The organism is Shewanella sp. TB7-MNA-CIBAN-0143, from assembly GCF_040310065.1.
GTDB lineage: Bacteria > Pseudomonadota > Gammaproteobacteria > Enterobacterales > Shewanellaceae > Shewanella.
This window is the reverse complement of sequence record NZ_JBEOPL010000002.1, coordinates 19,250-43,181: the sequence shown is the minus strand read 5'-3', so window position 1 is coordinate 43,181 and position 23,932 is coordinate 19,250. Positions and strand designations below refer to the sequence as shown.

The following is a 23,932-nucleotide window of genomic DNA, read 5'->3' as shown; positions in this document are numbered from 1 at the left end:
GTTTATTGTTATTGTGACTAAAATGTAGCGTTAATACCTCGGTCAACAAACACCTGCTGAATTCTCTGCATGATTTCTGTACTTGGCGGTGAAATATCTGCCAAAGTATACGTTTCGCCAAAAGCTTGCCATTTATGTTCCCCTAGCGGGTGATAAGGCAATAATTCAACTTTTTCAACATTGCTCATCGGTTTAATGAACTCAGCTAATGCGATGGCTGATTCGACATCTTCAGTAAATCCAGCGACAACCACATAACGGATCCAGGTTTTAATATTTCGTTTGGTAAGATATTGCGCAAACTGTAGTGTTCGATGGTTACTGACTTTAGTCAGTTCGATGTGTTTGGCATCGTCCATTTGTTTTATATCCAGTAACACTAAGTCGGTATTGTCGAGCAACTCATCTATTACGGGTTCGTATTTACGCACAAAGCCGTTGGTGTCTAAGCAAGTGTGTATACCCTGACTTTTGCAGGCTTTAAACAGTTCGCTGACAAATTGAGCTTGTAAAATTGCTTCACCACCACTGGCTGTAATGCCACCACCGCTGGCGTCTAAAAAGGGTTGATATGAAATGACTTGGCTCATTATTTCATCAACAGAAACTTCCTTGCCGCCATCTAGATCCCATGTATCACGATTATGACAATATTGGCAGCGCATAAGGCAACCTTGCATAAAAGCGATGTAGCGAATTCCTGGACCGTCAACGGTTCCGAATGATTCCACTGAATGTATGCGACCTAACGTCATTGTTGTTCCTTAAAATGGGTATAAAAAAGGCTGTATCGATAAGATGTTACACATCGATACAGCCAATTTTAGCAGAGACTACATACTTTTAGTAAATGTACGAGTAATCACGTCTTGCTGCTGCTCAGGGGTGAGCGCATTAAAGCGAACGGCATAACCCGATACACGAATAGTTAATTGTGGATATTTATCCGGATTAACAATCGCATCTTCTAACATTTCACGGTTCATCACGTTAACGTTTAAGTGTTGACCACCTTCACGGTTAGGCTTGCTTAGGAAGTAGCCATCCATCAATGACGCTAAGTTAGTACGACGACCCGTATCATCTTTACCTAATGCATTTGGCACGATAGAGAAAGTATAAGAAACACCATCTTGTGCGTGGGCAAAAGGCAGTTTAGCCACTGATGTTAATGAAGCAATTGCACCATTTTCATCACGACCATGCATTGGGTTAGCACCAGGCGCAAACGGAGCGCCTGAACGACGACCGTCAGGAGTGTTACCGGTTTTCTTACCATAAACCACGTTTGAAGTGATGGTTAAGATTGATTGTGTTGGAATGGCATTACGATACATTTTTTTAGTGCGAATTTTCGCCATAAAACGTTCAACTAAATCGCAAGCAATGTCATCGACACGAGCATCATTGTTACCAAATTTTGGATAGTCACCTTGAATGTCAAAATCAACCGCAATACCATTTTCATCGCGAATAGGCTTAACTTGAGCAAACTTAATCGCTGACAATGAATCGGCAGCAATTGACAAACCTGCAATACCACACGCCATTGTACGGCGCACATCGCGGTCATGTAATGCCATTAACGCAGACTCGTAAGAGTATTTGTCATGCATAAAGTGAATCGCGTTAAGCGCAGACACATACTGCGTTGCAAGCCAGTCCATTAAGCCATCAAGACGTGACATAACATCATCAAACTCAAGTACATCAGCAGTGATTGGGTCCGCTTTTGGTGCAATTTGGGTTTTAAGCTTTTCGTCAACACCACCGTTAATGGCATATAACATGGTTTTGGCTAAGTTAGCGCGAGCACCGAAGAACTGCATATGCTTACCCAAAATCATTGGGCTAACACAACAAGCAATGGCGTAATCGTCTGACTCAAAGTCTGGGCGCATTAAGTCATCGTTTTCGTATTGAATTGAGCTAGTGTCAATTGATACTTTGGCACAGTAACTTTTAAAACCTTGTGGCAATCTTGTAGACCATAACACGGTAATGTTTGGCTCTGGGCTTGGGCCCATGTTGTACAAGGTATGCAAGAAACGGAAGCTTGATTTAGTCACCAATGTGCGACCATCAAGACCCATACCTGCGATAGATTCAGTTGCCCAGATTGGATCGCCTGAGAATAGTTCATCGTATTCAGGTGTACGCAGGAAACGAACCATACGTAGTTTCATCACGAAATGGTCAACCATTTCTTGTGCTTGCTGTTCAGTAAGAACACCATTTTTAATGTCACGTTCAATATAAGCATCAATGAACGTTGAGGTACGACCCAGTGACATTGCTGCGCCATTTTGGCTTTTTACTGCAGCAAGGTAACCAAAGTAAGTCCATTGAATGGCTTCTTTAGCATTTTTGGCGGGTACAGAAATATCACAACCGTATTTAGCTGCCATCACTTTCATTTGGCCTAAAGCACGATGTTGCTCAGAAATCTCTTCACGTAATTGGATCACACTTGATAAGTCTTCACCAGCTTCAAACTGCGCTTGCAGTGAGCTGAATTGGGCAAACTTATCTTTCATTAGGTAATCGATACCGTACAAAGCAATACGGCGGTAGTCACCAATAATACGACCACGACCATAGGCATCAGGTAAACCTGTTAATATACCTGATTTACGGCAAGCCATAATTTCTGGGGTATAAACATCAAACACGCCTTGGTTATGGGTTTTGCGTAACTCAGAGTAAACGTAATTCACATCGCTGTTAAGTTCACGGCCATAAGCTTTACATGAACCTTCAACCATACGAATACCACCGTTGGGCAGCATGGCACGTTTTAATGGCGCTTCAGTTTGTAAACCAACGATAGTTTCAAGGTCTTTATTGATATAGCCAGCATCATGAGAGGTAATGGTTGAAACCATTTCAGTGTCGAAATCGACTGGAGCATGAGTTTGGTTCTCTTGCTTGATGCCTTCCATTACTTTGTCCCACAAAGTTAATGTTGCATCTGTTGCACCTGCTAAGAATGATTCATCACCCTCATATGGTGTGTAATTTTGTTGGATAAACTCACGTACGTTAACTTCAGTTTTCCAATCGCCAGCTACGAAACCTTCCCACGCGTTGGCAAATAGTTCGGTTTTATCTGTCATTTACTTAACCCTCTGGTTGATTTTCTACGGATGTCATCACAATTAACACAAAGTGTTGGTATCCGTTGAGTGTTTACATTCTGTCGTCTAGGTAGATTCGCTAGACTGAGCCGTTTACATCTTCTGCGACATTGATGGCAGAAATGTTCCGCCTGGCTTGTGTAATGACGCTAATCGATATTGTTTCTGTTAATGAACTAATTGGTAAGACCAATTATCCATGGGTTAATAATAGCACAGCATAATGACGATATCGGCAGCTTTCGCTAACGGATTATCAAAAGTGTTAACTGGCTAACATATCTGTTTATAACTTGGAGTAGCCCGCGGCAATTTTTGGCAAATAAAAAGCGAAACCATTGCCGATCTCGCTTTTATATTGATGGTATTACCGAACATGACTAGATTATAGCAACGCTGGAATCCCTTCGATCATGCCTACTGCTAACATCGCCGCCAAACAAATCACAAAGGCTAGGCTTGGGATAACGATACGGTCTGCAAATGACAAGGTTTTAGGACGCTCTTTATCACCAATTAAGCCATTATTATCAAGTAACATGGTTAACGCCCAAGCTAATACTGGGTTGGCAACAAATGCAGCGAAAATACAGATACCTGCGGCTTGGCTACTCGTCGTGTCTTTAACCATCTGTAAACCTGCCTCTAATAACGGCAGGAATACGCCAACTAAAAGCGCAATCGACATAACAGGGCGCCACACCGTGATATCCATAGGATAACCAATGATAGCCACAATAATACACAAGCTACCGAGTAGGATAGCGCCAGCTGGAATAGGGCGTTTGGCAATAGCCGCTGGGATCATGTAAGTTCCCCACGATGAGGTAATATTACCGCCACCGACTGCAGTACCAACGATCTGTCTTACTGAGCAAGTTGTCATCGTGTCATCAACATCCATCAGTACTTTTTCAGCGCCTTTTGGATAATTTAATTCTTGGAAAATACGATGACCAAGAAAGTCTGGTGACCACATGGCAACAGCCAGAATTGCGAATGGTAATGATGCAATAAAATGAGCTGCATTTGGTAAGCCTAACTGCCAACCATGTTCAGTTGAACCCCACCAATAAACTGGATTGAGATTTGGGATGCCTGGAGCGGTAGTAAATTGTAAATCTAAGCCTGCGCCTAGGCCAAATGCCAGAGCAACTGCTGCAATAGAACACAATGGAATCGCTAACCAGCGTTTACCGTATTTGGCTAATGCTGCATAAATAATGACATTGATTAACAAGATGGTAAATGCAACATAACCGAGTGAATAGTCAAGACTGTGCTTGGCTTGCAGTCCTCCTGCCCAGTCAAATAACGAACCTATCTGACTTTTAGCTCCCATAAATCCTAAGAACACCAATAAACCGCCGGCCACACCGCTACTGGTGAGGTTAACCAGTTTCGATCCGCCTTTGAAATAACTTAAAATCAAGCCAAATATACCAATGAGGATTGCTAACGCTAATGGATGAGCACCAGCGAGCGCGATGGTACCAATTAACGGGATCATTGGTCCATGGTTGCCGCCAAGGTTTGCTCTTGGATTAATAAAACCAGAGCTAATAATACAGAAGAGTAAAGCTGGGATGAGCATTTCTACACGGACAATCTGGATAGCAAATTCTGCCCCAAGATTGACGTGATCCCATTTTTCACTTAAACCTGCAGCCCAAGCTGCCATTACTGCAGAATACATCACAGTAATACCAATGGTTCCTGCGATGGCTGGGACTAAGTCTTCCCATTCAAAACGAAAATCACGTCCAGGAAGGTTGAGTCCCCAACGTTTGGGCTTCATTATCTTGAGTTCATTTTCTAGATAGGCATCGCGAGTGTCAAACTCGCTAGCAGGACGGTGAAGCTCGCTGTAGCTTGCTTCTTGAGCTTGTGTATCTGAATTGCTGACTGTGTCTGACATAATTTCTCATTCTCCGAAAAGAACAGGTTAATCCATCAAATGATGAAGTTTGAGTGTGTTCCTTTGAAGTGATGGCTATGTCCGTAAGAGCAGCTTGCCGGTGAGCCGCAATGGCTCTTATCACTTTGCTCAGCTGCGATGCCTTTATTAGGGAAGCATTACAGTGATGTCCTTATTACGATCTTTTTTGGTAAGACCAATTTACCTTGTGGATTTTAGCATAGCGTTGAGATTGCATCACTTGGTATCAAGAAAGTTGATGTTTTGTTTACTAGAAGTGAGAGCTGGATAACAAGTTAACAGCAAAATTAGATCAGTAAATTTGCCTAATAACTCACCTCGTAAGCAATACTCATTTCAGAATATTGTGTCACATCAATATAATTGATACTGGGTATAATTATTATTCAATTATATTTAAGACTTGTCGACGGGATTATTAAGAATTATAGAGAAATGACCGCTGCAGTAGCTACCATGGTGGTTACAAAATAAATTGGTCGAGTGCTGGCTGAAGTTTTAGTCATTATGGCAGTCGTTAATGTATAAATGCTTATTATGGGTGAAGGAAAGTAAGATTGGCTTTGGTGGTTGATAATGTCAGTATTTGAGAAGCATGAAATTGATAAACATGAATGGATAAAAAAACGGCATCCGAAGATGCCGTTTTATCAATAAACCTATCGCTTATAACGAATAGTTTAGAACTTATAAGAGGCTGTAGTATGGAAGAAGCGACCTACGTTGTCATAAGCTGAGCTTGTAGTATCAGTACCTGTATAACCGTATGGTAGTTCACGGTTAAACACGTTATCGATACCAAACTTCAAACGAATACCTGAATCGAAGTTGTATGCAACTGCCATGTCGTTGATAAAGTAATCGTCAAATTCCATGTTGCTATTAGGATTCGCGTTTAGGGCTAATTCCTTATCAGTATAAAGGCTTACACCCTCAACATAGCGCGTTCTCCAGCTAACATCCCAGCTATCGATTGAGTAACTTAGGCTCCAGTTTGCTTGCCATTCAGCATAGCCTGCCGTGCCTGCAAGTTCTTCAAACGTATCTGGTTCATCCTGGAATGAAAAGTCTTTACGTTTTAATAGACGAGTCGCAATAAGGTTAGTGCGTACATCACCACTAAAGGCTTCAAAGTTATAACCAATATCAAAGTCGATACCAGCAGCTTCAAGAGATGCAATGTTTAACGAGAACTGTCTAATTTGAGTAATTTCGTGGCTAGTTGAATCACGAGTAATCAAACTACAGTATTCGTTATTCACACCAGATGGAGAATCAACACAACGGTCGATAATATCTTGAGCACCAACAGCACTGATTGCATTCTCGATCTCGATATTCCAATAATCGGTAGTGATCGATAATCCATCAATAAAATCAGGTTGATAAACAATTCCTAACGTGAAACTTTTCGATTCTTCTGCTTTTAGCTCGCGATTACCACCACTTAATCCTTCAAGGGTTTTATCGTCGTAGTCAGCGTCAAAACCAGCAGGGATCCCTAGCGCCGCACAGTTAGCCTGGCGTTGAGTTGGATCAGCTAGATCATTTAAGTTTTTAGCACGACAAGAGTCATCTACAGAGAAGAATGTTTGGCTTGCAGCACCATAAAGCTCACTGATGTTAGGTGCACGAATAGCTTCTGAGTATGTAGTACGAACGCGGATCTGATCATCAACTTCCCAGCTTAAGCCCGTTTTCCATGTTGTTGCATTACCAATGGTGCTGTAATCAGCAAAACGTATTGCAAGATCTAAGTCTAGCTGACGTACCATTGGTAAATCGGCTAGCAAAGGAAGCGTGATTTCAGCAAAAATTTCGCTTACATCAAAATCGCCTTTATCTTCGCCCAATGCATTGAAGAAAGTACCTGCTGCATTTGAAGGTTCAAATATCTCACTTTCTTCTTTACGGTATTCAACACCAGTAGAGAAGCCTGCATAACCGGCAGGTAATTCAAATAAACTAGAGTTAGTTAGTGAGCCACCTAATACGGTTTGCTTAATAATCGATGTACCAGTTGAAGCGGTATTAATATAGTTAATAGCATCTTGACTTGGCGCGCCAAAACCAAAAATGTTGACTGGCACACAGCCTGCATCTCTAGCTGACTGATCACGACATACTGCAATCCCGTTTTCTAATACAGAATCAAGGGCGTTGGTGTAATTGTCATAGATTAAGTTATTTTTATTAACGCGCTCTAAATCAGTTTGACCATAAATAGCATAGGCATCGTAATCCCAATCTTGGAATACTATACCTTCAAGACCGATAACATAACGTTGAGTTTCGCGAGTATCATCTTCAATGCGCGCACCCAAGTCCGTCATAAAACGACGAATATTAAGTGTATCTAATGGCGCTGAATTACCGTCGCTATCCTTGTTTGCTTTCATTAAAGCAACCAGTTCAGGATTGATAAAAGCGTTATCAATTTTGATATCGTTGACCGGGTTACCAAAGAAAAATGCCGGTTGGCCTTCATCTGTTGATTGGCTGTTAACGTATTTAGCTTCAAAATAAACGTTATGATTATCGTTAAGCTGGTAGTTTGCTTTAAAGTTAATATTGTAACGTTCGAATTCTGGTTGTAATTCGACAAACTGGTTTAAGTTAGTGACATCACAATTTGCACAACGAATACCATCAACATTTTGACCGCTATAAACATCGCTTAATGAGCCATCAGGATTAAAGCTTTTCCAACCATCTAAATTGAAGGTACCGGCATTACTAATCGTGTAGTGACCGGCGTTAGGAGTCCATATTTTGTCTGGATCTGATGGGTCATTGTTATCTTCAGTGCGGTTTTTATTTGCTAGGCTCGAAAAAGCAGTTGAAGTCTGATCGCGATCAAATGCTCTTAATTGCTCTTGAGCGCTGTATTCAACCGCAAAGGCAACATTACCATCACCTTGGGCAAAATCAGAACCATAAGATAATGAGAAACGGTCTTTATTGTGGCCACTATCGTCAGCCCAACCTTTGGTTGCTGATACATCTAAGCCATTAATATCTTTCTTTAAAATGAAGTTTACAACACCGGTTACCGCATCAGCACCGTAAATTGCAGATGCACCGCCGGTAATCACTTCTACTCTATCGATCCATACACTTGGAATGGTATTGACGTCGACTGAAGAAGTACCTGCAGAACTTGATACATGGCGTTTACCGTCCACTAACACGAGTGTTCTGGCGGTACCCATGCTTCTTAAATCGAGCAAGTTAAGACCCGAAGTACCAATAAAGCGGCCTGAGTTGGCAAGTGAGTAGGTGTTACCTAGTGCAGGTAATTGGTTTAGCGCTTCACCAATATTTGTTACACCAGTTGATAATAACTCGTCGCCAGTAATTACTGTAACCGGCGTTGGTGCAACAGCACCTTCACGAATAATACGTGAGCCTGTTACCGATATTCTTTCAACAGTTGATGCTGGATTAGCTTGATCTTCTGCTGCAAAGGTATTGAATGTGGTTGCTGCAGAAACAGCGACACCACTGATTAGCGCAAAGCGAATAGCTTTGGCTAAATGCGAATTAACTTGCATATTTTAACTCCCTAAAATGTTTTTTTATTATGGTGTAATCATTCAGATCATTTTTAATATAAAAATGAAACAAAGTTACACAGCTATCGATATAAGCACACCTAAATAAAAAAACAATATCAGGCCATCAGGTTGGTAATTAGCTGGGTATATACAATTAAACTCATTTTGATTAACGATTCGATATCATAAGCGCCAATAAGTTGTAATAATGTAAGTATCAAGATTACAGTGTTGTTTTAAGTGACTTATGTTGTTAACAAATGGTTTTTAATTTATTGCTTTGTTGTATTGCTTGTGGCTGTCGAAATTTAATTTGTTAAAAAAATGTTCATAAATTATTTTTAATTTTTATATGAAAAATTATAACCTAGCGTTTTTTTTAGGTAAATTACCGATTTAACATATTATAATTTTTTTTCATGAGTTTAATTAATGTGGTTTTTACGTAAAAAAATCTAGGTTTTGACCTTCGTTGATAATAGATTATTATTCATTATTTGAATATTAATGATTTTTAAGTGATTTTTTATGCGCTTCGTTATTATGTTTAGCATGATGTTGATTGTCATAGTTGATTGTCATAGTTGATTGTCATAGATGATTGTCATAGATGAGTTTTTTATAAACAAAAAAGACTAGTAAGAAACATTGCAGATACTTTATCAATAAGCGCTATTCATAAGTACTATCCATAAGCACCATTAATATTGAACACTATCCATCATTTGTAATGGCTAATAAAATCCTGATTCACTACCGTAGGTTTTTATAATCACAAAATAAATCAGCAAATAACATCGATGATAAAGCCTCATGTAGATAGAACGCTGCAACATAAATTATGGCTACTGCCGTTTTTTATTGGCAAATGTAGGCATATGATTATCTATCGTAATAGCGGAAACAGAGTAAATACCCATTATGATATCTTTCTCTTCATTAACGGTGAGCAGTATAGATAGACTTTGCACGGGTTACCGTTTTAGCTCAGTCAATAATAGTTAGGTCTATGATTACAACGATGAACCTGCGACATTACTTTGGGGTAACTGCGGATTAAGTGTATAAAAGCTGACACGATACTGATTTAACAGACTCAACAGCCGCAAACATAATGGTTTACATTGCATCGCGAGATAACTACGAATAACCGTTACTGCACATCAGTGCTGACATCTACATTCACATCAATATCAGTATCAGTACCAATAAAAATACCAATACCAGTATCAGTGATCAATCCATCAACTCTTCCATCAACTCTTCCATCAACTTTACCATCGGTATCATTCTATTTTTTCAGATGTTGGTATTACGAATTGTGAATCAATATTATTGATGGTTGCCATCATTATTATCAGATTTTATTCTGATTATTTCAAAGGTAGTCTTATGTTTCGACAAGAAGGCCGCCATGAATAGTAGAGTGATAATACATGTCTCACTGTTCCTACAATATTTATGCTGCAGCCAAAGAATAACCATTAGTTTATTTGGAATGTAGTTTATGACTGCTTTAACAACAAAAACTTCAACAGTGCCGATACAGAGTGCTTACACACAAGACGCTGCGAATAGTGCAGTTATCAACATGTGCCAGCAAGCTGAACAATACGGGCAATCTAAAGTCATTAAGTCGCACCTTGAGTCATTCGGTTTAGCTATTTTTGCCGGTGCTTTTATTGCGTTGGCTTTTGTTTTTTATATTACGGTAACGACTGGAACAATTGGTCCTTGGGGGCAAGTGCGCTTTATTGGTGGTTTAGCGTTTAGCTTAGGGTTAATTCTAGTGGTTATTTGTGGGGGAGAACTTTTTACCAGCACAGTCTTAAGCAGTGTTGCATGGGCTCAAAAACGGGTTACTACTAGAGATTTATTGATGTGTTGGACTCGGGTCTATGTTGGCAATTTCATTGGCGCTATGTTGATGTTGTTGTTGATTTTAGGGGCTAAAATGCACCTGCTCAATGATGGTCAATGGGGCTTGAATGCATTAAATATTGCGCAACACAAAATACATCATGATTGGAGCCAAGCATTTATTTTGGGCATATTATGTAATGTTTTGGTGTGCCTAGGTGTCTGGATGACGTTTTCCAGTAAAGACGTACTAACCAAAGCCTTCTTACTGATGCTACCCGTTGCCATGTTTGTCAGCAGTGGTTTTGAACACAGTATCGCTAACTTGTTTATGGTGCCGCTGGGGATCATGTTGCAGCAATTTGCATCGGTGGATTTCTTTAACGCTATTGGTGTACCCGCAAGCCAGTTTGCTGATATCACAATAATGCATTTTCTGTTTAATAATCTTATTCCTGTCACGTTAGGCAACATCGTCGGCGGTGCGTTATTTGTCGGTCTTGCTTATTTAATGATCGAACGATTAAAGCACTCTAATGCTAATCATACAGCGCCTATGGCATTAGCCACGTTGGCATTAGCTGAATGTATTCCGGCGATTGACGCGCATATGTCAAACCAGGCTATGTCAAATATGTCTGCTTCTAACCAGCCTAATTCAGATAAGCCAATACCTAACGTACCAATATCAAGTCGACCAATGGTCAGTCAATCGACCACAGATTTTTCCAAATCACATTCAGTATTAACCCAAATCCACCATGAATCTAACCTTACACCTTCGCTAAAAACGAATGGGAGAACTGCTATGCCTAAATCAATTATTAATCTTACTGTCAGTGAATTAATGCAAGCGACACCTTTTACATTATCACCAGAACTCTCTATTCATGAAGGACTGATGCAACTCACTGCTGCGCAAGAACGAGGAGCACCAGTTGTCGACAAACAAAATCGCTTATTAGGATTTGTATCTCAACAAGATTTATTAAGATGCTTATGGTCAGAAGAATATAACAAACACATTAACAGTCATGTTGCTGATTTAATGCAGACGCAAGTGATGACCGTATCTGGCAACGATAAAATTGCCGATCTTGTTGAGTTAATGGTTGTCGACAGAGAGAAGTTGTTTCCTGTTACCGCTAGCGGAATGTATACCGGTAGCCGCTTTATGAGTTATGAAGAACGTTTAAGACATGCTTCTGCGAATAAACCGAGTAGTTTTCCTGTTGTAAATGAGGGAATATTGCTTGGAGTTATTACTCGAGAACAGATAGCTACTAAAATTTGTTCGGTGATGGGATAGTCAACTCAATCGATAACGCCTTTCACAAGCCATCTAGTGGTTAAGTAAAGGCGTTATCAAATACCATTAAAGCGTTTTACTCATGCGTCTTGCTTCATTTAGGACGCAATCACGAAGCGGATTATCACCCGCATCATTGCGCCATACAAAAGACAATTGACGCTGTAGGTTAAGCTGTGGTGTATCAATAATAACCAGCTTACCTTCAGCAACATCTTGCTCTACGGTAATATGGGGCAGGCAGCTTAAGTAAGACCCATTTCTGACCAATGCCTTTAACAGCAGTACATGTTCGTATTCTTTCCACACATTGAGTTTTTCAAGCACACCGTGGATAGCTCCTTCAAAAATGCGTCTAGTACCAGCACCTTGCTCTCTAAGCACCCATTTTGCTTGTTCCAATTGCGCTAAACTAATTTTTTCAGCATTGGCATAAGGGTGGTGCGGCGCGGCAACTACCACAAGATGATCATCAATCCACTTTTCTTGATGTAAGCGGCTATCGTCGTTACGCCCCTCAATAATACCAAGGTCATAGTCGTAGTTAATTAATCCTTCAACAACGTGTTCGGTGTTTTCAACCTCAAGATCAATCCTTAATTCTGGAAAATCATTATCAATTTTGCTGATTAAGTTTGGCAATAAATATTCTGCTGCAGTTTGGCTCGAACATAACTTAAATTGACCACTAATTATGTGTTGTTCGTGTAAGCCAAATTGAATTTGTTGTGCATCTTGAAGTAATTGGCGTGCTTTGGGCCTTAACCAATTGCCCCAATGGCTTAGGGTTAGTCGGTTGCCTTGTCTAATAAACAGCGGACGGTCTAGTAAATTCTCTAGCTGAGAAAGTGACATACTCACCGCTGATTGGGTCATCGATAGCTTTCTGGCAGCTGCGCTAACACTTTCAAGACTGGCCACAGCATCAAAAACGGTAATTTGTTTAAGCGAGTATTTCATATCAGCGTAATAGCTCCGTTTTATGAATCATTTAAGTATCAATAAAATTGATGTTTACTAGTGTTTACTTCAATAAGTAAAACGGAAGGCTGTTGCATAGGCAAGCGACTTATATCAACTTTGCAACTGAGGTTTAGTTTTTAGTACAAATAAATAAATATTTATCGAAATTAGACAAGGAGTTAGCAATATATGCGATGAGCATGATGCTTTTTAGTTGAGCAACGTTTAGGCTTTATTATGGAGATGAAACAAAAAACCAGCCGAAGCTGGTTTTTATAATAGACAAATGTAGAGTCTATTCAAGCAATCTATTACTGTACGTTTTCGCTATCGCTAAACTCACCTGCAAATAACGCCGTTGATAAATAACGTTCAGCAGCTGAAGGCAATATAACCACAATAGTTTTATCAGCAAACTCTGGTAATGCAGCAATACGATTTGCAGCCACAACCGCGGCACCAGAAGAAATACCGACTAAGATACCTTCTTCTTTCATTAAACGACGAGCCATTTCAATAGACTCTTCGTTGGTTACCGCTTCAACGCGGTCAATAATAGATAAATCTAGGTTGCCTGGGATGAAACCTGCGCCAATACCTTGGATTTTGTGTGGACCTGGCTGAATTGGCTGGCCTGCTAATGCTTGCGCAATAACCGGAGAATCAACTGGCTCAACAGCAACAGAGGTAATGGTTTTGCCTTGTGCTTTTAAATAACGGCTTACACCTGTTAAGGTTCCGCCAGTACCAACACCGGCCACAAATACATCAACTTCACCATCGGTATCATTCCAGATTTCTGGACCAGTGGTTTTTTCGTGTATTTCAGGGTTAGCAGGATTATCAAATTGGCCAAGCACTAGGTATTTTTCAGGCGCAGATTGGCGAATTTCTTCAGCCTTATCAATGGCACCTTTCATACCTTTAGCGCCTTCTGTGAGCACTAAGTTTGCACCTAATGCTTTCAGTAGCTTACGACGCTCTAAGCTCATGGTATTTGGCATAGTTAAGGTTAATTTATAACCACGTGCTGCAGCAACATAAGCAAGTGCAATACCGGTGTTACCTGATGTAGGTTCAATTAACTCGATATCTTTGGTGAGTATACCTTTCTTTTCAGCATCCCAAATCATGTTGGCGCCAATACGACACTTAACACTAAAGCTTGGGTTACGTGCTTCTATTTTTGCTAACACCTTACCGTTGCTAACGCGGTTTAAACGAACTAACGGTGTGTTGCCTAAAGTATATGAATTATCTTCGAAAATTTTGCTCATGGATTATTTGCTCCTATGGTTGCATCGTCTAATCATAATCTGCTCAGCAGGATTTAGAAGTGAAAGTTTGTTCTTCTTTATGCTTTTTAGTTATTAAGGGGTTTATTTTTATTCTAAAAACCCTATAGATGCTGCTATATTAGGCTTTTGGAGTCAATTGTCATCACTCAATGGTCTGACCATCAAACAAATTTAATTTAGTATGACGAGATTAAATCATAAAATACTAGAATAGCGTTAATCAGCAAAATGTTTCTCTGTCGTGCCACGCAATTGATCAGTAAGGTCGTCGATAAGCGATGTTAAAACCTTCAGTGATCCATATCGATGTATTTGGCGCTCAATGAACTTTCGCTAACTCATTCACTAAAAATGGTAGAGTAAAATGAATAAAGTTGTGATTTCAGGCAGTGGTTTATATACACCACCTTACAGTGTCTCTAACGACGAATTAGTTAATAGCTACAATAGTTATGTTGACCAGTTTAATCAACAGCATTCGGCCGAAATTGAGGCTGGGACCACGCTAGCGTTGGCATATTCGTCAAGTGAGTTTATCGAAAAAGCCTCTGGGATTAAAAGCCGTTATGTCATGGTAAAAGACGGTATTCTTGATACCAATATTATGATGCCATTAATTGCAGATAGACCTTCTGAGTCTTTGTCTATGCAAGCCGAGATGGGTATTGAAGCTGCGAACCAAGCATTACAACAAGCAAACTTAACGGCTGAAGATATCGATTTGGTTATTGTGGCGTGTGCTTATACCCAACGAGCTTACCCAGCTATTGCCATTGAAATCCAACAAGCTATGGGCACCAAGGGCTTTGCCTATGACATGTTAGTGGCATGTTCATCGGCTACGTTTGCAATTGTGAATGCCGTTAACGCTATTCGTGGCGGCACAGCTAATAGAGTGTTGGTCATTAATCCTGAGTTAACCTCGCCGCAAATCAACTTTCGCGATCGCGATAGCCATTTTATTTTTGGTGATGTTGCTACTGCAGTCGTGGTTGAACGCGAAGAGTTATCTACATCAAAACTTGCCTTTAACGTGTTGTCTACGCGCTGTGTAACCGAATATTCTAGTAATATTCGCAGTAACTTTGGCTTTGTTAATCGCTGCGACCCTGAAAATGCAACCACGGCGGATAAGCTGTTTCATCAGCAAGGTCGTAAAGTGTTTAAAGAACTACTGCCGATGATTTACCAGCATTTGGACGCACAATTTACCGATGAACAAATAAAGCCTGAAGAATTTAAGCGCTTATGGCTTCATCAAGCCAATATAAACATGAATTTGTTTGTAGTGAAGAAGCTTCTTGGTGATAATGTTGAACCAACTCAAGCGCCTATTGTATTAGATGAGTATGCCAATACCGCTTCTGCGGGATCGGTTATTGCTTTTCATAAATTTAACCAAGATTTTAAAACAGGTGATTTAGGCTTGTTGTGCTCATTTGGTGCAGGCTACTCTATCGGTAGTATCGTACTTGAAAAGTGTTAGATAGCTCGAGTACGAGACAATAATAAAGGTGACCATATTGCGAGTGTTGATTGTAGAAGATAGCACCACGGTATCGAAAATATTAAAACACATGATTGTTCAGGATCTTGGATACCATGTGGATATCGCACCTGATATGTCGAGTGCATTGGTTTTTTTAGAAAAAAATCAATATTTTGTAGTGGTTGCAGATTTAAATTTACCCGATGCTTCTGACGGCGATATTGTCAAGTTAGTGGCATCGTATTCGACTCCTTGTATCGTGCTGACTAGTAATCTAGATGCTGCTCAACGTCGAGAAATCTTGAAACTCAGCATCGTTGATTATATCCCAAAAGATAAACGTCACAGCTATCAGTATGTGGTCAAGTTAATTGACAGGCTTTATCGCAATCAAGACGTTAAAGTATTGGTTGCAGATGATTCGCTGGTGAGTCGTAAGTTTGTAAAAATGCTGCTTGAACAGCATTTGTTCAAAGTTATTGAAGCCAATGATGGTGAAGAAGCATTAGCCGTATTAGAGGCGCAGCCTGATATTCAGTTGCTTATTACTGATTACAACATGCCAAAGGTTGATGGTGTTGAACTTGTTTTGCGGGTACGTGAGCAGTTTAACCGTGAAGATATCGCTATCATTGGTTTGTCTAATGACAATGATGAAAGTTTGTCGGCAAAGTTTATTAAAAACGGCGCTAATGATTTTTTACAAAAACCGTTTGTGCATGAAGAGTTTCATTGTCGAGTGCTTAACACCCTTGATTCACTCGATATGATGCGTAATTTGTGGCGTAAAGCCAATCGTGATTATTTAACTAAAGCCTACACTCGGCGTTATTTTTTTGGTCAATACCAACAAAATGATTCGGAACAGAAACTGCTGTCAGTGGCACTATTAGACATTGATTTTTTTAAAAAAATCAATGATACCTATGGCCATGATGTCGGCGATGAAGTGTTAATTGAATTTGTGCAACGCTTAGAAAACGCCTTTGGAGCTAACTTTACTGTAGCGCGTTTTGGTGGAGAAGAGTTTGTTGTTGCTTTTAAAGGTTTAGATGCCATTAAAGCTAGCCTACTAGTGAATAAATTTCGGGAACAATGTGAAAGCAACCCGATAATGACCTCGGCAGGGGATTTGTCTGTTTCATTTAGTTGCGGCGTGTCTACCTTGAGTAATGAAACATTAGACCATGCACTGCAACGTGCCGATGAGTTGCTGTATAAAGCTAAAAATGCAGGTCGCAATAAGGTTGTTTCTCAGTAAGTTACTTCATCTGATGAGTTAGCTAATATAAGGCCGTTGATACTTGAGTATCAACGGCTTTTTTGCCTCTATGGCTGTCCCGACAAGGTTAATTGTAAACCTATTGGTTATGCCTAAAGCAGCCAAGCGTAACTGAGTTTCATGAAATAGGTTTTTTCGTCTTGGGTTAACGAGTCGATGTCATCATTAGCAATAAATGCGTCTGAATAACCGAGATAAAACACGCTTTGGGGATTAAGTTTATAGCCATAGAGCAATTCATTACCCATATCTTGATACAGTGTATTTGGACGTTGGTAACGATATAAGTCAGGGTCGCGCTCTATGCGAGTATACACACTGCTTAAGCGGATAAAACTGTTTAGCGTCAGCTGCCAATTGAGGCGCATATCACTGAGATTAGCGGTAAATAAACGACCATCATCGACGTCTAATGTCTGGTAGCGGTGTGATATATCAAGCACTAATGATTCGGTTAATTTCCATTCGATGCCCGGATTCAACATAGTGATAGTTGCAGGCCTGTCATTAGCGAAATCAATGTCATCACCATAGTTAACATCTAGTTCTAATTTCAGCGATCCAATAGGAGTGAAGTTGGTGTAAAACCAACCTAAGGTTTCACTAAATTCACTAGTGTTATTCTCTATATCAATAATGCTCGGGTTGTGGCGTCTGCCCACTCGTTGTCGTTGCACTATCCCTGTGGCGATAAAACTTTGAAGCCCGCCGTCAAACTCGATATACATTTCTGTTTCTTGCTCGAGTCGTTCGTTGTTTTGATTATGAGTAATGTCCCAATCGCCTCCGAGGTTAATTTTGCTGAAAAAATGATTGTCTGGATACCAGATGTAGCCACCGCCAGCAACAAATTTTGCGACATCAATTTTGTCGATAAAGCCAAGATCGGCACGGAAATCATCACCTGTAGATTCGTAGTGAGTACTGGCATACCAATTACGGCGTTCGTGTTGATAACTAACCGCGTACATGTTGTCGTTAAAATTATCGTCTTTATTGGTACGTAAAACGCGTTCGTTAATATTACAATCACCAAATTCGCATTGTTCAGATTGCTGTAAACAATCATCCGTATTGCAAAATTTAGTGAATAAATCGTCCGGATAAGCTGTTTGTGAATGCGCATATTGCGCAGTGAAAGTATCTTGTTTCGTTGGTTGGTACTTTATATCAATACTGGCAACATAGTTATGATAATCATCTGCTTGCTTTAACGTCACTAAGCCACCAATTGAAAACTCTCTGCTAGGGTCAAATCGATAGCGAGCCGCCATATTATGACTTTGCTGATCCAATATCGCCACATCAGAACTTAAATTACCAGGGACTAAAAACTGGGTTTGAGTGTCATTGGCCGCCAATATTGCAACGGTATGGTTATCGGTTTTGCTGGTCAGCTTTACCCCATAATCGGGCGAACTAATATTGCGGGTGTGCAGTAAATCTAATTGGGTATCAAAGTAATCTTTGTTGTCCAAGAAAAAAGCGCGCTTTTCCGGAAAGAAGAGTGCAAATGTGTTGTTAACATCTAGCTGACCCGCATCGGCTTCCACTTGTGAGAAGTCTGGGTTAATGGTGGCGTTAAGTAAGGTAGTCGGTGTGATCCCCCAACGTAAATCTAATCCAATATCGACATTACTGTCATCGCTCCAAGGTTGGGCTTGTGTCACGTCTCGTTGCTGGCTTTGATTTGCCACAATAGAGGGCGTGAGTTGTAAGTCTTTACCTTGAGTTGCGCCGGCTAAACCCGATGCGATACCTAATTGGCATAACTGACATGACACGTTACGGTCGATTTTATGAGTGGATAAGCGATGGGTTTCATTGCGAGGATAAAAGCGAATAAGCTCAATGCCCCAAGTTTGAATTGGATTACTGTCATCAAAATTAAACAGTCTTAAAGGGAGTTGTACCTCAACTTGGAAACCGTTTTTGGTCAGTTTACCTTTGCTATACCAAATCCCGTCCCACGCATCACTTTCTTGGCCTGTGAGTTCATTTTCTATGGAGTCACTTTGGACGCCATAAGGGTTAATAAAAAATTGGTAGGCTAAACGAGCATTATTGAAGGTATCCAGTTTAATACCCACCATGTCATCGCCCCAGGATTTGTCTCGATCACGTAGATTTGCCCTAATATTGTCCGGATTAGGATCGTGGGCAGTAAACGCGAAATATAGGCTGGTGTTCGACGCATAGACTTTAGCTGTGGTTGTCACTGGTGCAGCGGTATTCTCTCCAGGAGAGGTTTCATAACGCAGTATTACCTCGGTAGCATGTTGCCATGCAGGCTCGTTAAAGTCGCCATCAAGCTCAATATCTTCATTGATGGTCGGGATGTCGAGATGAAATTGCTGGCTCGACCCCGCAAACGCAGCAAAAGATAATAAACTGCTTAATATTACCAATGCTAACGTGAATATAACGTCACAGGTGCGGGTTAATCGGTTGATTGGGGGTAAGCTGCTAGTTGGCATTAAGTCGTTGATCACTTTTACTCTATTTTTATTTTTCGTTATTTGTCTTATTGTCGCAAAAAAGTCCTTAAAACGTAGGTCCGACTTGTACTAAAATCATCACTAAATTGTTACTGAATGTTAAATTAGCTTGCGTGAATGTAATAAAAAAGCCCGATAGTCGCTATCGGGCTTGTCTTGAGGCGCTGTAATCTAAGCTGGTCTACTGTTGGAGCATCCATGTATCTAAGCATTAATTCTCTACAGATTAATCTGGGGCAATACTGCTATTTTTGTAAGCGTCACGATATTTATCGACCCACATAGCGGTTGCACCACAAATGGCTACCGGCATAACGATGAAGTTTACAATCGGTATCATTGAAAACACTGTCACGGTAGCACCGAAGCTAAAACTCGAACCCTTAGTATTTTTGAGAGCGAACTTCATATCGTCAAAAGGCACTTTATGATTATCAAATGGATAGTCGCAATACTGAATTGCCATCATCCACGCGGTGAATAAAAACCATAAAATGGGCGCAGCAGTTTGGCCGATAATCGGCAACCAAAATAACACTAAAAACAGTAATGCTCGTGGTAAATAGTATTTTAGCTTAATCCATTCTCGACCAAAAATCCGCGGCAAATCTTTGATCATATCGACTGAACCGCCGGTGTTTAAGCTTTTTCCGGTGAGATGCTGCTCGACTTTTTCGGCCAACAAACCATTAAACGGCGCTGCAATCCAGTTCATTACGGAACTGAATAAAAATGACATTACCACTAGCATTGTTAGTACGGCTAATGGCCATAATAAAAAATTCAACCAGCTTAGATATTCTGGGAGTTGTCCATCCATCCAGGTAAATAATGCTGTTAATTGTCCTAGTGCAAAATACATCGCTGAGGCGAATAAGACTAAATTGATCATCAGCGGTATAAAGACAAATGAGCGCAAACCCGGTTGTTTAATTAATTGAAACCCTTGGATAAAATAATTCACACCACTTTTCTTGGCGATTATTGAATTGGTAACCATTGAGACTGCCTATTTTGTGACTTATATTGTTGATTTTGACGAGCCAAGCACAATAAAACAAGTGATAAACGGTGTCAAAAGGATAAAAATCGTTACAAAAAGCTGCTCAATTGCTAAAGTGAGCTGCTTTTTCCTTTTAATGCGTACCTGAACTGGCAACATGAGATTAAAACAAATAAAACTTGCTGGATTTAAGTCGTTTGTAGACCCAACTAAAATCCCATTTGATAACGCCTTATCAGCGATTATTGGCCCTAACGGCTGCGGTAAATCCAATGTGATCGATGCCGTGCGCTGGGTGCTGGGCGAAAGTTCAGCAAAGCATTTGCGCGGTGATTCGATGACCGACGTTATTTTTAACGGCTCATCGGCACGCAAACCCATTTCTGTTGCGGGTGTCGAACTGGTATTCGAGAACATTCAGGGAAGGCTCACTGGACAATATGCCAGTTATCAAGAAATCTCGGTAAAGCGACAAGTTAACCGCGACAGTGAATCAAGTTATTTCCTTAATGGTCAAAAATGTCGTCGAAAAGACATAACCGACTTATTCATGGGTACGGGTCTTGGGCCGCGTAGTTATGCCATTATCGAGCAAGGTACTATTTCACGCTTAATCGAATCTAAACCTCAAGAATTAAGAGTGTTTATTGAAGAAGCTGCAGGCATTTCGCGTTATAAAGAACGTCGCCGTGAAACCGAAAACCGTATTCGTCATACCCGTGAAAACCTCGAACGTTTAAACGATATTCGAGTTGAACTCGGTGCTCAATTAGACAAATTATCGCAACAAGCAAAAGCTGCTCTGCAGTACCGCGAATTAAAAAATAGCGAACGAGAGTTGCATAGCCAACTATTAGTGATTCGCTATCAGCAATTGTTGCAGCAAACAGACAGACTTGATGCCGAAACGGCCGAAGGTGAGCTTAAATCTGAAGCGTTAGCCAAAACCGCACAGCAGGGCGACACCAGTGTTATTCAGCTGAAACAGCAATTGGCTGAGCTCAGTGATGCTGAACATAAGCTAGTAGAGCAATATTACCAAGCCGGTAATACCATGACCAAGCTTGAACAACAGCTTGCTCATCAGCAACAGCAAGACTCTCAGTTACAGCAACAAATTCAAGTATTACAACAGCAAATCAAACAAGCTGACGATAATATTGTCAGCATGACCGATACTCATCAGCAATTGGTTGCGCAATTGGATACTCACCAACCCGCTTATGAACAGGCGAGTATTGTGCTTGAGCAAATCGATGAGCAAGTTTTTGCTATCGAAGAAGCGTGTGATGATCAGCAGCAACAAGTAACCCAATATGCTGAAATCTTAGCGACTCATAAAATGCAGTTGGCACTGAGCCAATCGACGCTCAGCCATCAACAGCAAAGTTTGGTTCAAAACGAACAGTACTTAGCTCAATTACAAACAGAGTTAGCTGTTTTAGCTCAGCAAGACAACCAACAGCAGTTGCAAAACAGCACGGCAGAATTAGCTAATGTTGAACAACAACTAAATGATAAACAGCTGCAGTACAGTCAACTTGAGCTTTCCTTACTTGAGCAGCAACAAGCCGTCACTGAAGCGAGTGATGCTTATCAAACCCTAAAGCAAACTGTCACTCGTTATCATTCTCGATTGCAATTTATTGATGAGTTGCTGGCCGATCATACTCAAGACGATGGCCAACAATTATGGCAAGTTATTGCGGTTGTGCCTGGCTGGGAGAAAGCGGTCGATAAAGTGTTACAAGGCTTAAGTCAATTACCTGTTCTAGGGTTGGGGCAAACATCTTCATTGAGCGTTTCTCCGCCTACAGTGGGTTTTGAGGCACAGCATCAAGTGACCTATCCGGCTTTAACAACCCCAGTTAATTTAACGCCATGGTTACAACATGTTGTGTGGGCGTCCAGTCTCAGTGAAGCAAAAGAGTTATTACCAACATTGCTTCCTGAGCAATATATTGCCACTCAAGAAGGTTACTTGATAGGCAATGGTTTTGTGCTCAATCATACTCAGGCAGGGCAATCCGCTATTGTACTGAGCCAAGAGCGAGCAAGCTTAAGCCAGCAATTAATAGAACTTGAGCAACAACAGCTATTGTCTCAACAATCTCTGACATCGTTAACTCAACGGGCCGCGACCACTCAGGTAGAGCTGAATCAATGCCAACAGGCTTGTCATCAGTTGCAAATAGAGCAGACAAAACTGCACTCTTTGGTGACGACTTTAACTCAACAAGCCGTTGAGAAACGCGATAAGCAACAGCAATGCAGCCAATCAATCGCCAAGCTTGAACAGCAAATTGGTGATAAACAAATGCATGTCGATGCCCTTGAAGAACAAGTGCTAACGCAAGAAGATGTATTGTTGCAAGCAATGAACCAACACGATGTTGCTCAACAAGCTTGGCAAACAAGCCAAGCTAAATTGCGTGAAACCAAAGTTACTCGCACCGATGCTGCAAATAGCGTTAAACAGCTGCAAGCACAAGTGCAACAACATGCTACCCAGCAAGCATTGAGTGAACAAAAATTAAAGCAACAACATGAAAAACAGACAGAATTAGTGAGTCAATTGACTCAGTTACAACAAATGTTGCTCGACAATCAGCAACAACAAGGTCAACATGATTTAAGTCAATTATCAATACAACTGGCGCAAGCACTCGAGCAGCAAAAAGCATTACAGCAGCAATTACAGCAAAATCGGTCTCAACAAGCAGAGCTTCAAACCAGTTTAGACCGTTTAGTATTGATGCAAAAACAACAGCTTGTAGTGTTACAAGACTTGACTCAAAAGATAAGCACGTTAAAGTTACGTCGTGAGGGCTTAAAAGGGCAGGCTAATGGGCAGCTGCAATTGCTGCAAGAACAGCAAATTCAGCTACAACAGGTCATTGCCGACATACCTGAACATGCATCTGTTGATGTTTGGTCGCAACAGCTTGAAAAAGTAAAACAGAACATTATACGTTTAGGTGCTATCAACCTTGCAGCCATTGAAGAATTTGAATCGCAACGAGAACGAAAAGCTTATTTAGACAGTCAAGATGACGACCTAAATAAAGGATTAGCGATTTTAGAAGACGCTATCCGTAAGATAGATAAAGAAACCCGAAGCCGTTTTAAATCCACATTCGAAACGGTAAACCATGATTTAGGGCTGCTATTTCCTAAAGTTTTTGGTGGGGGAAGGGCTTATTTGGCATTAACCGGTGATGACCTGCTTGAAACGGGTGTTACTATTATGGCGCAACCGCCAGGTAAGAAGAATAGCACCATACATTTACTTAGTGGTGGAGAAAAAGCGTTAACCGCTTTATCATTAGTCTTTGCCATTTTTAGACTGAATCCAGCACCTTTTTGTATGCTAGATGAAGTAGATGCACCTTTGGATGACGCCAACGTCGAACGTTTTTGTCGGTTACTGAAAGAAATGTCACAAAGTGTGCAATTTATTTATATCAGTCATAATAAAATAACAATGGAAATGGCTGATCAACTTATTGGCGTTACTATGCATGAACCTGGCGTTTCAAGAATAGTCGCAGTGGACATTGAAGCCGCCGTCGCCATGGCAGACGCGGTATAAATTTG

At 40.6% G+C, this 23,932-nt stretch carries 12 protein-coding genes; 4 read left to right on the top strand and 8 right to left on the bottom strand.

Features of this window, described 5'->3' with window-relative positions; genetic code table 11:
• Positions 1–17: 17 nt before the first annotated feature.
• The 4 genes from pflA to AAEY97_RS01600 form a co-directional block, all read right to left on the bottom strand.
• Positions 18–755 carry a pyruvate formate lyase 1-activating protein gene (gene pflA, locus AAEY97_RS01615; protein WP_101088044.1) on the bottom strand — a complete coding sequence of 246 codons (738 nt, stop codon included), beginning with the start codon at positions 753–755 and terminating at the stop codon, positions 18–20.
• A 78-nt stretch (positions 756–833) separates the two neighbouring features.
• Positions 834–3,116 (bottom strand): formate C-acetyltransferase, encoded by a 2,283-nt coding sequence (gene pflB / locus AAEY97_RS01610; RefSeq protein ID WP_350996051.1) that lies wholly within the window; start codon positions 3,114–3,116, stop codon positions 834–836.
• Positions 3,117–3,522: 406 nt separating this feature from the next.
• The gene (locus tag AAEY97_RS01605; protein ID WP_101088047.1) at positions 3,523–5,055 is read right to left on the bottom strand and encodes a DUF3360 family protein; all 1,533 of its coding nucleotides are present in this window, start codon (positions 5,053–5,055) and stop codon (positions 3,523–3,525) included.
• Between the two features lie 701 nt (positions 5,056–5,756).
• A complete protein-coding gene (locus AAEY97_RS01600; protein ID WP_101088049.1) occupies positions 5,757–8,630 on the bottom strand; it encodes a TonB-dependent receptor domain-containing protein in 2,874 nt (957 codons plus the stop codon).
• A gap of 1,510 nt (positions 8,631–10,140) precedes the next feature.
• On the opposite strand from AAEY97_RS01600, the gene focA reads away from it, so the two are divergent.
• Positions 10,141–11,802: a formate transporter FocA gene (gene focA, locus AAEY97_RS01595; RefSeq protein WP_350996047.1), complete on the top strand. Its 1,662-nt coding sequence runs from the start codon at positions 10,141–10,143 to the stop codon at positions 11,800–11,802.
• A 66-nt stretch (positions 11,803–11,868) separates the two neighbouring features.
• On the opposite strand, the gene AAEY97_RS01590 is transcribed toward focA, so the two are convergent.
• Complete coding sequence (locus tag AAEY97_RS01590; protein ID WP_162022785.1) at positions 11,869–12,762, bottom strand: LysR substrate-binding domain-containing protein; 894 nt, start codon at positions 12,760–12,762, stop codon at positions 11,869–11,871.
• A gap of 314 nt (positions 12,763–13,076) precedes the next feature.
• Positions 13,077–14,042, bottom strand: coding sequence for a cysteine synthase A (gene cysK / locus AAEY97_RS01585; protein ID WP_101088056.1), 966 nt, complete (start codon positions 14,040–14,042; stop codon positions 13,077–13,079).
• 385 nt (positions 14,043–14,427) lie between these two features.
• On the opposite strand from cysK, the gene AAEY97_RS01580 reads away from it, so the two are divergent.
• Both AAEY97_RS01580 and AAEY97_RS01575 read left to right on the top strand, forming a co-directional pair.
• On the top strand, positions 14,428–15,549 hold the full coding sequence (locus tag AAEY97_RS01580) for a beta-ketoacyl-ACP synthase III (protein WP_335692280.1): 1,122 nt from the start codon (positions 14,428–14,430) through the stop codon (positions 15,547–15,549).
• A gap of 37 nt (positions 15,550–15,586) precedes the next feature.
• Positions 15,587–16,813: a response regulator gene (locus AAEY97_RS01575; protein ID WP_174839635.1), complete on the top strand. Its 1,227-nt coding sequence runs from the start codon at positions 15,587–15,589 to the stop codon at positions 16,811–16,813.
• A 113-nt stretch (positions 16,814–16,926) separates the two neighbouring features.
• On the opposite strand, the gene AAEY97_RS01570 is transcribed toward AAEY97_RS01575, so the two are convergent.
• The gene (locus AAEY97_RS01570; protein ID WP_350996402.1) at positions 16,927–19,311 is read right to left on the bottom strand and encodes a carbohydrate binding family 9 domain-containing protein; all 2,385 of its coding nucleotides are present in this window, start codon (positions 19,309–19,311) and stop codon (positions 16,927–16,929) included.
• A 247-nt stretch (positions 19,312–19,558) separates the two neighbouring features.
• Positions 19,559–20,332, bottom strand: a complete 774-nt coding sequence (cysZ, locus tag AAEY97_RS01565; RefSeq protein WP_101088060.1) for a sulfate transporter CysZ — start codon at positions 20,330–20,332, stop codon at positions 19,559–19,561.
• Positions 20,333–20,492: 160 nt separating this feature from the next.
• On the opposite strand from cysZ, the gene AAEY97_RS01560 reads away from it, so the two are divergent.
• Positions 20,493–23,927, top strand: a complete 3,435-nt coding sequence (locus AAEY97_RS01560) for a chromosome segregation protein SMC (protein WP_350996042.1) — start codon at positions 20,493–20,495, stop codon at positions 23,925–23,927.
• Positions 23,928–23,932: the final 5 nt, after the last annotated feature.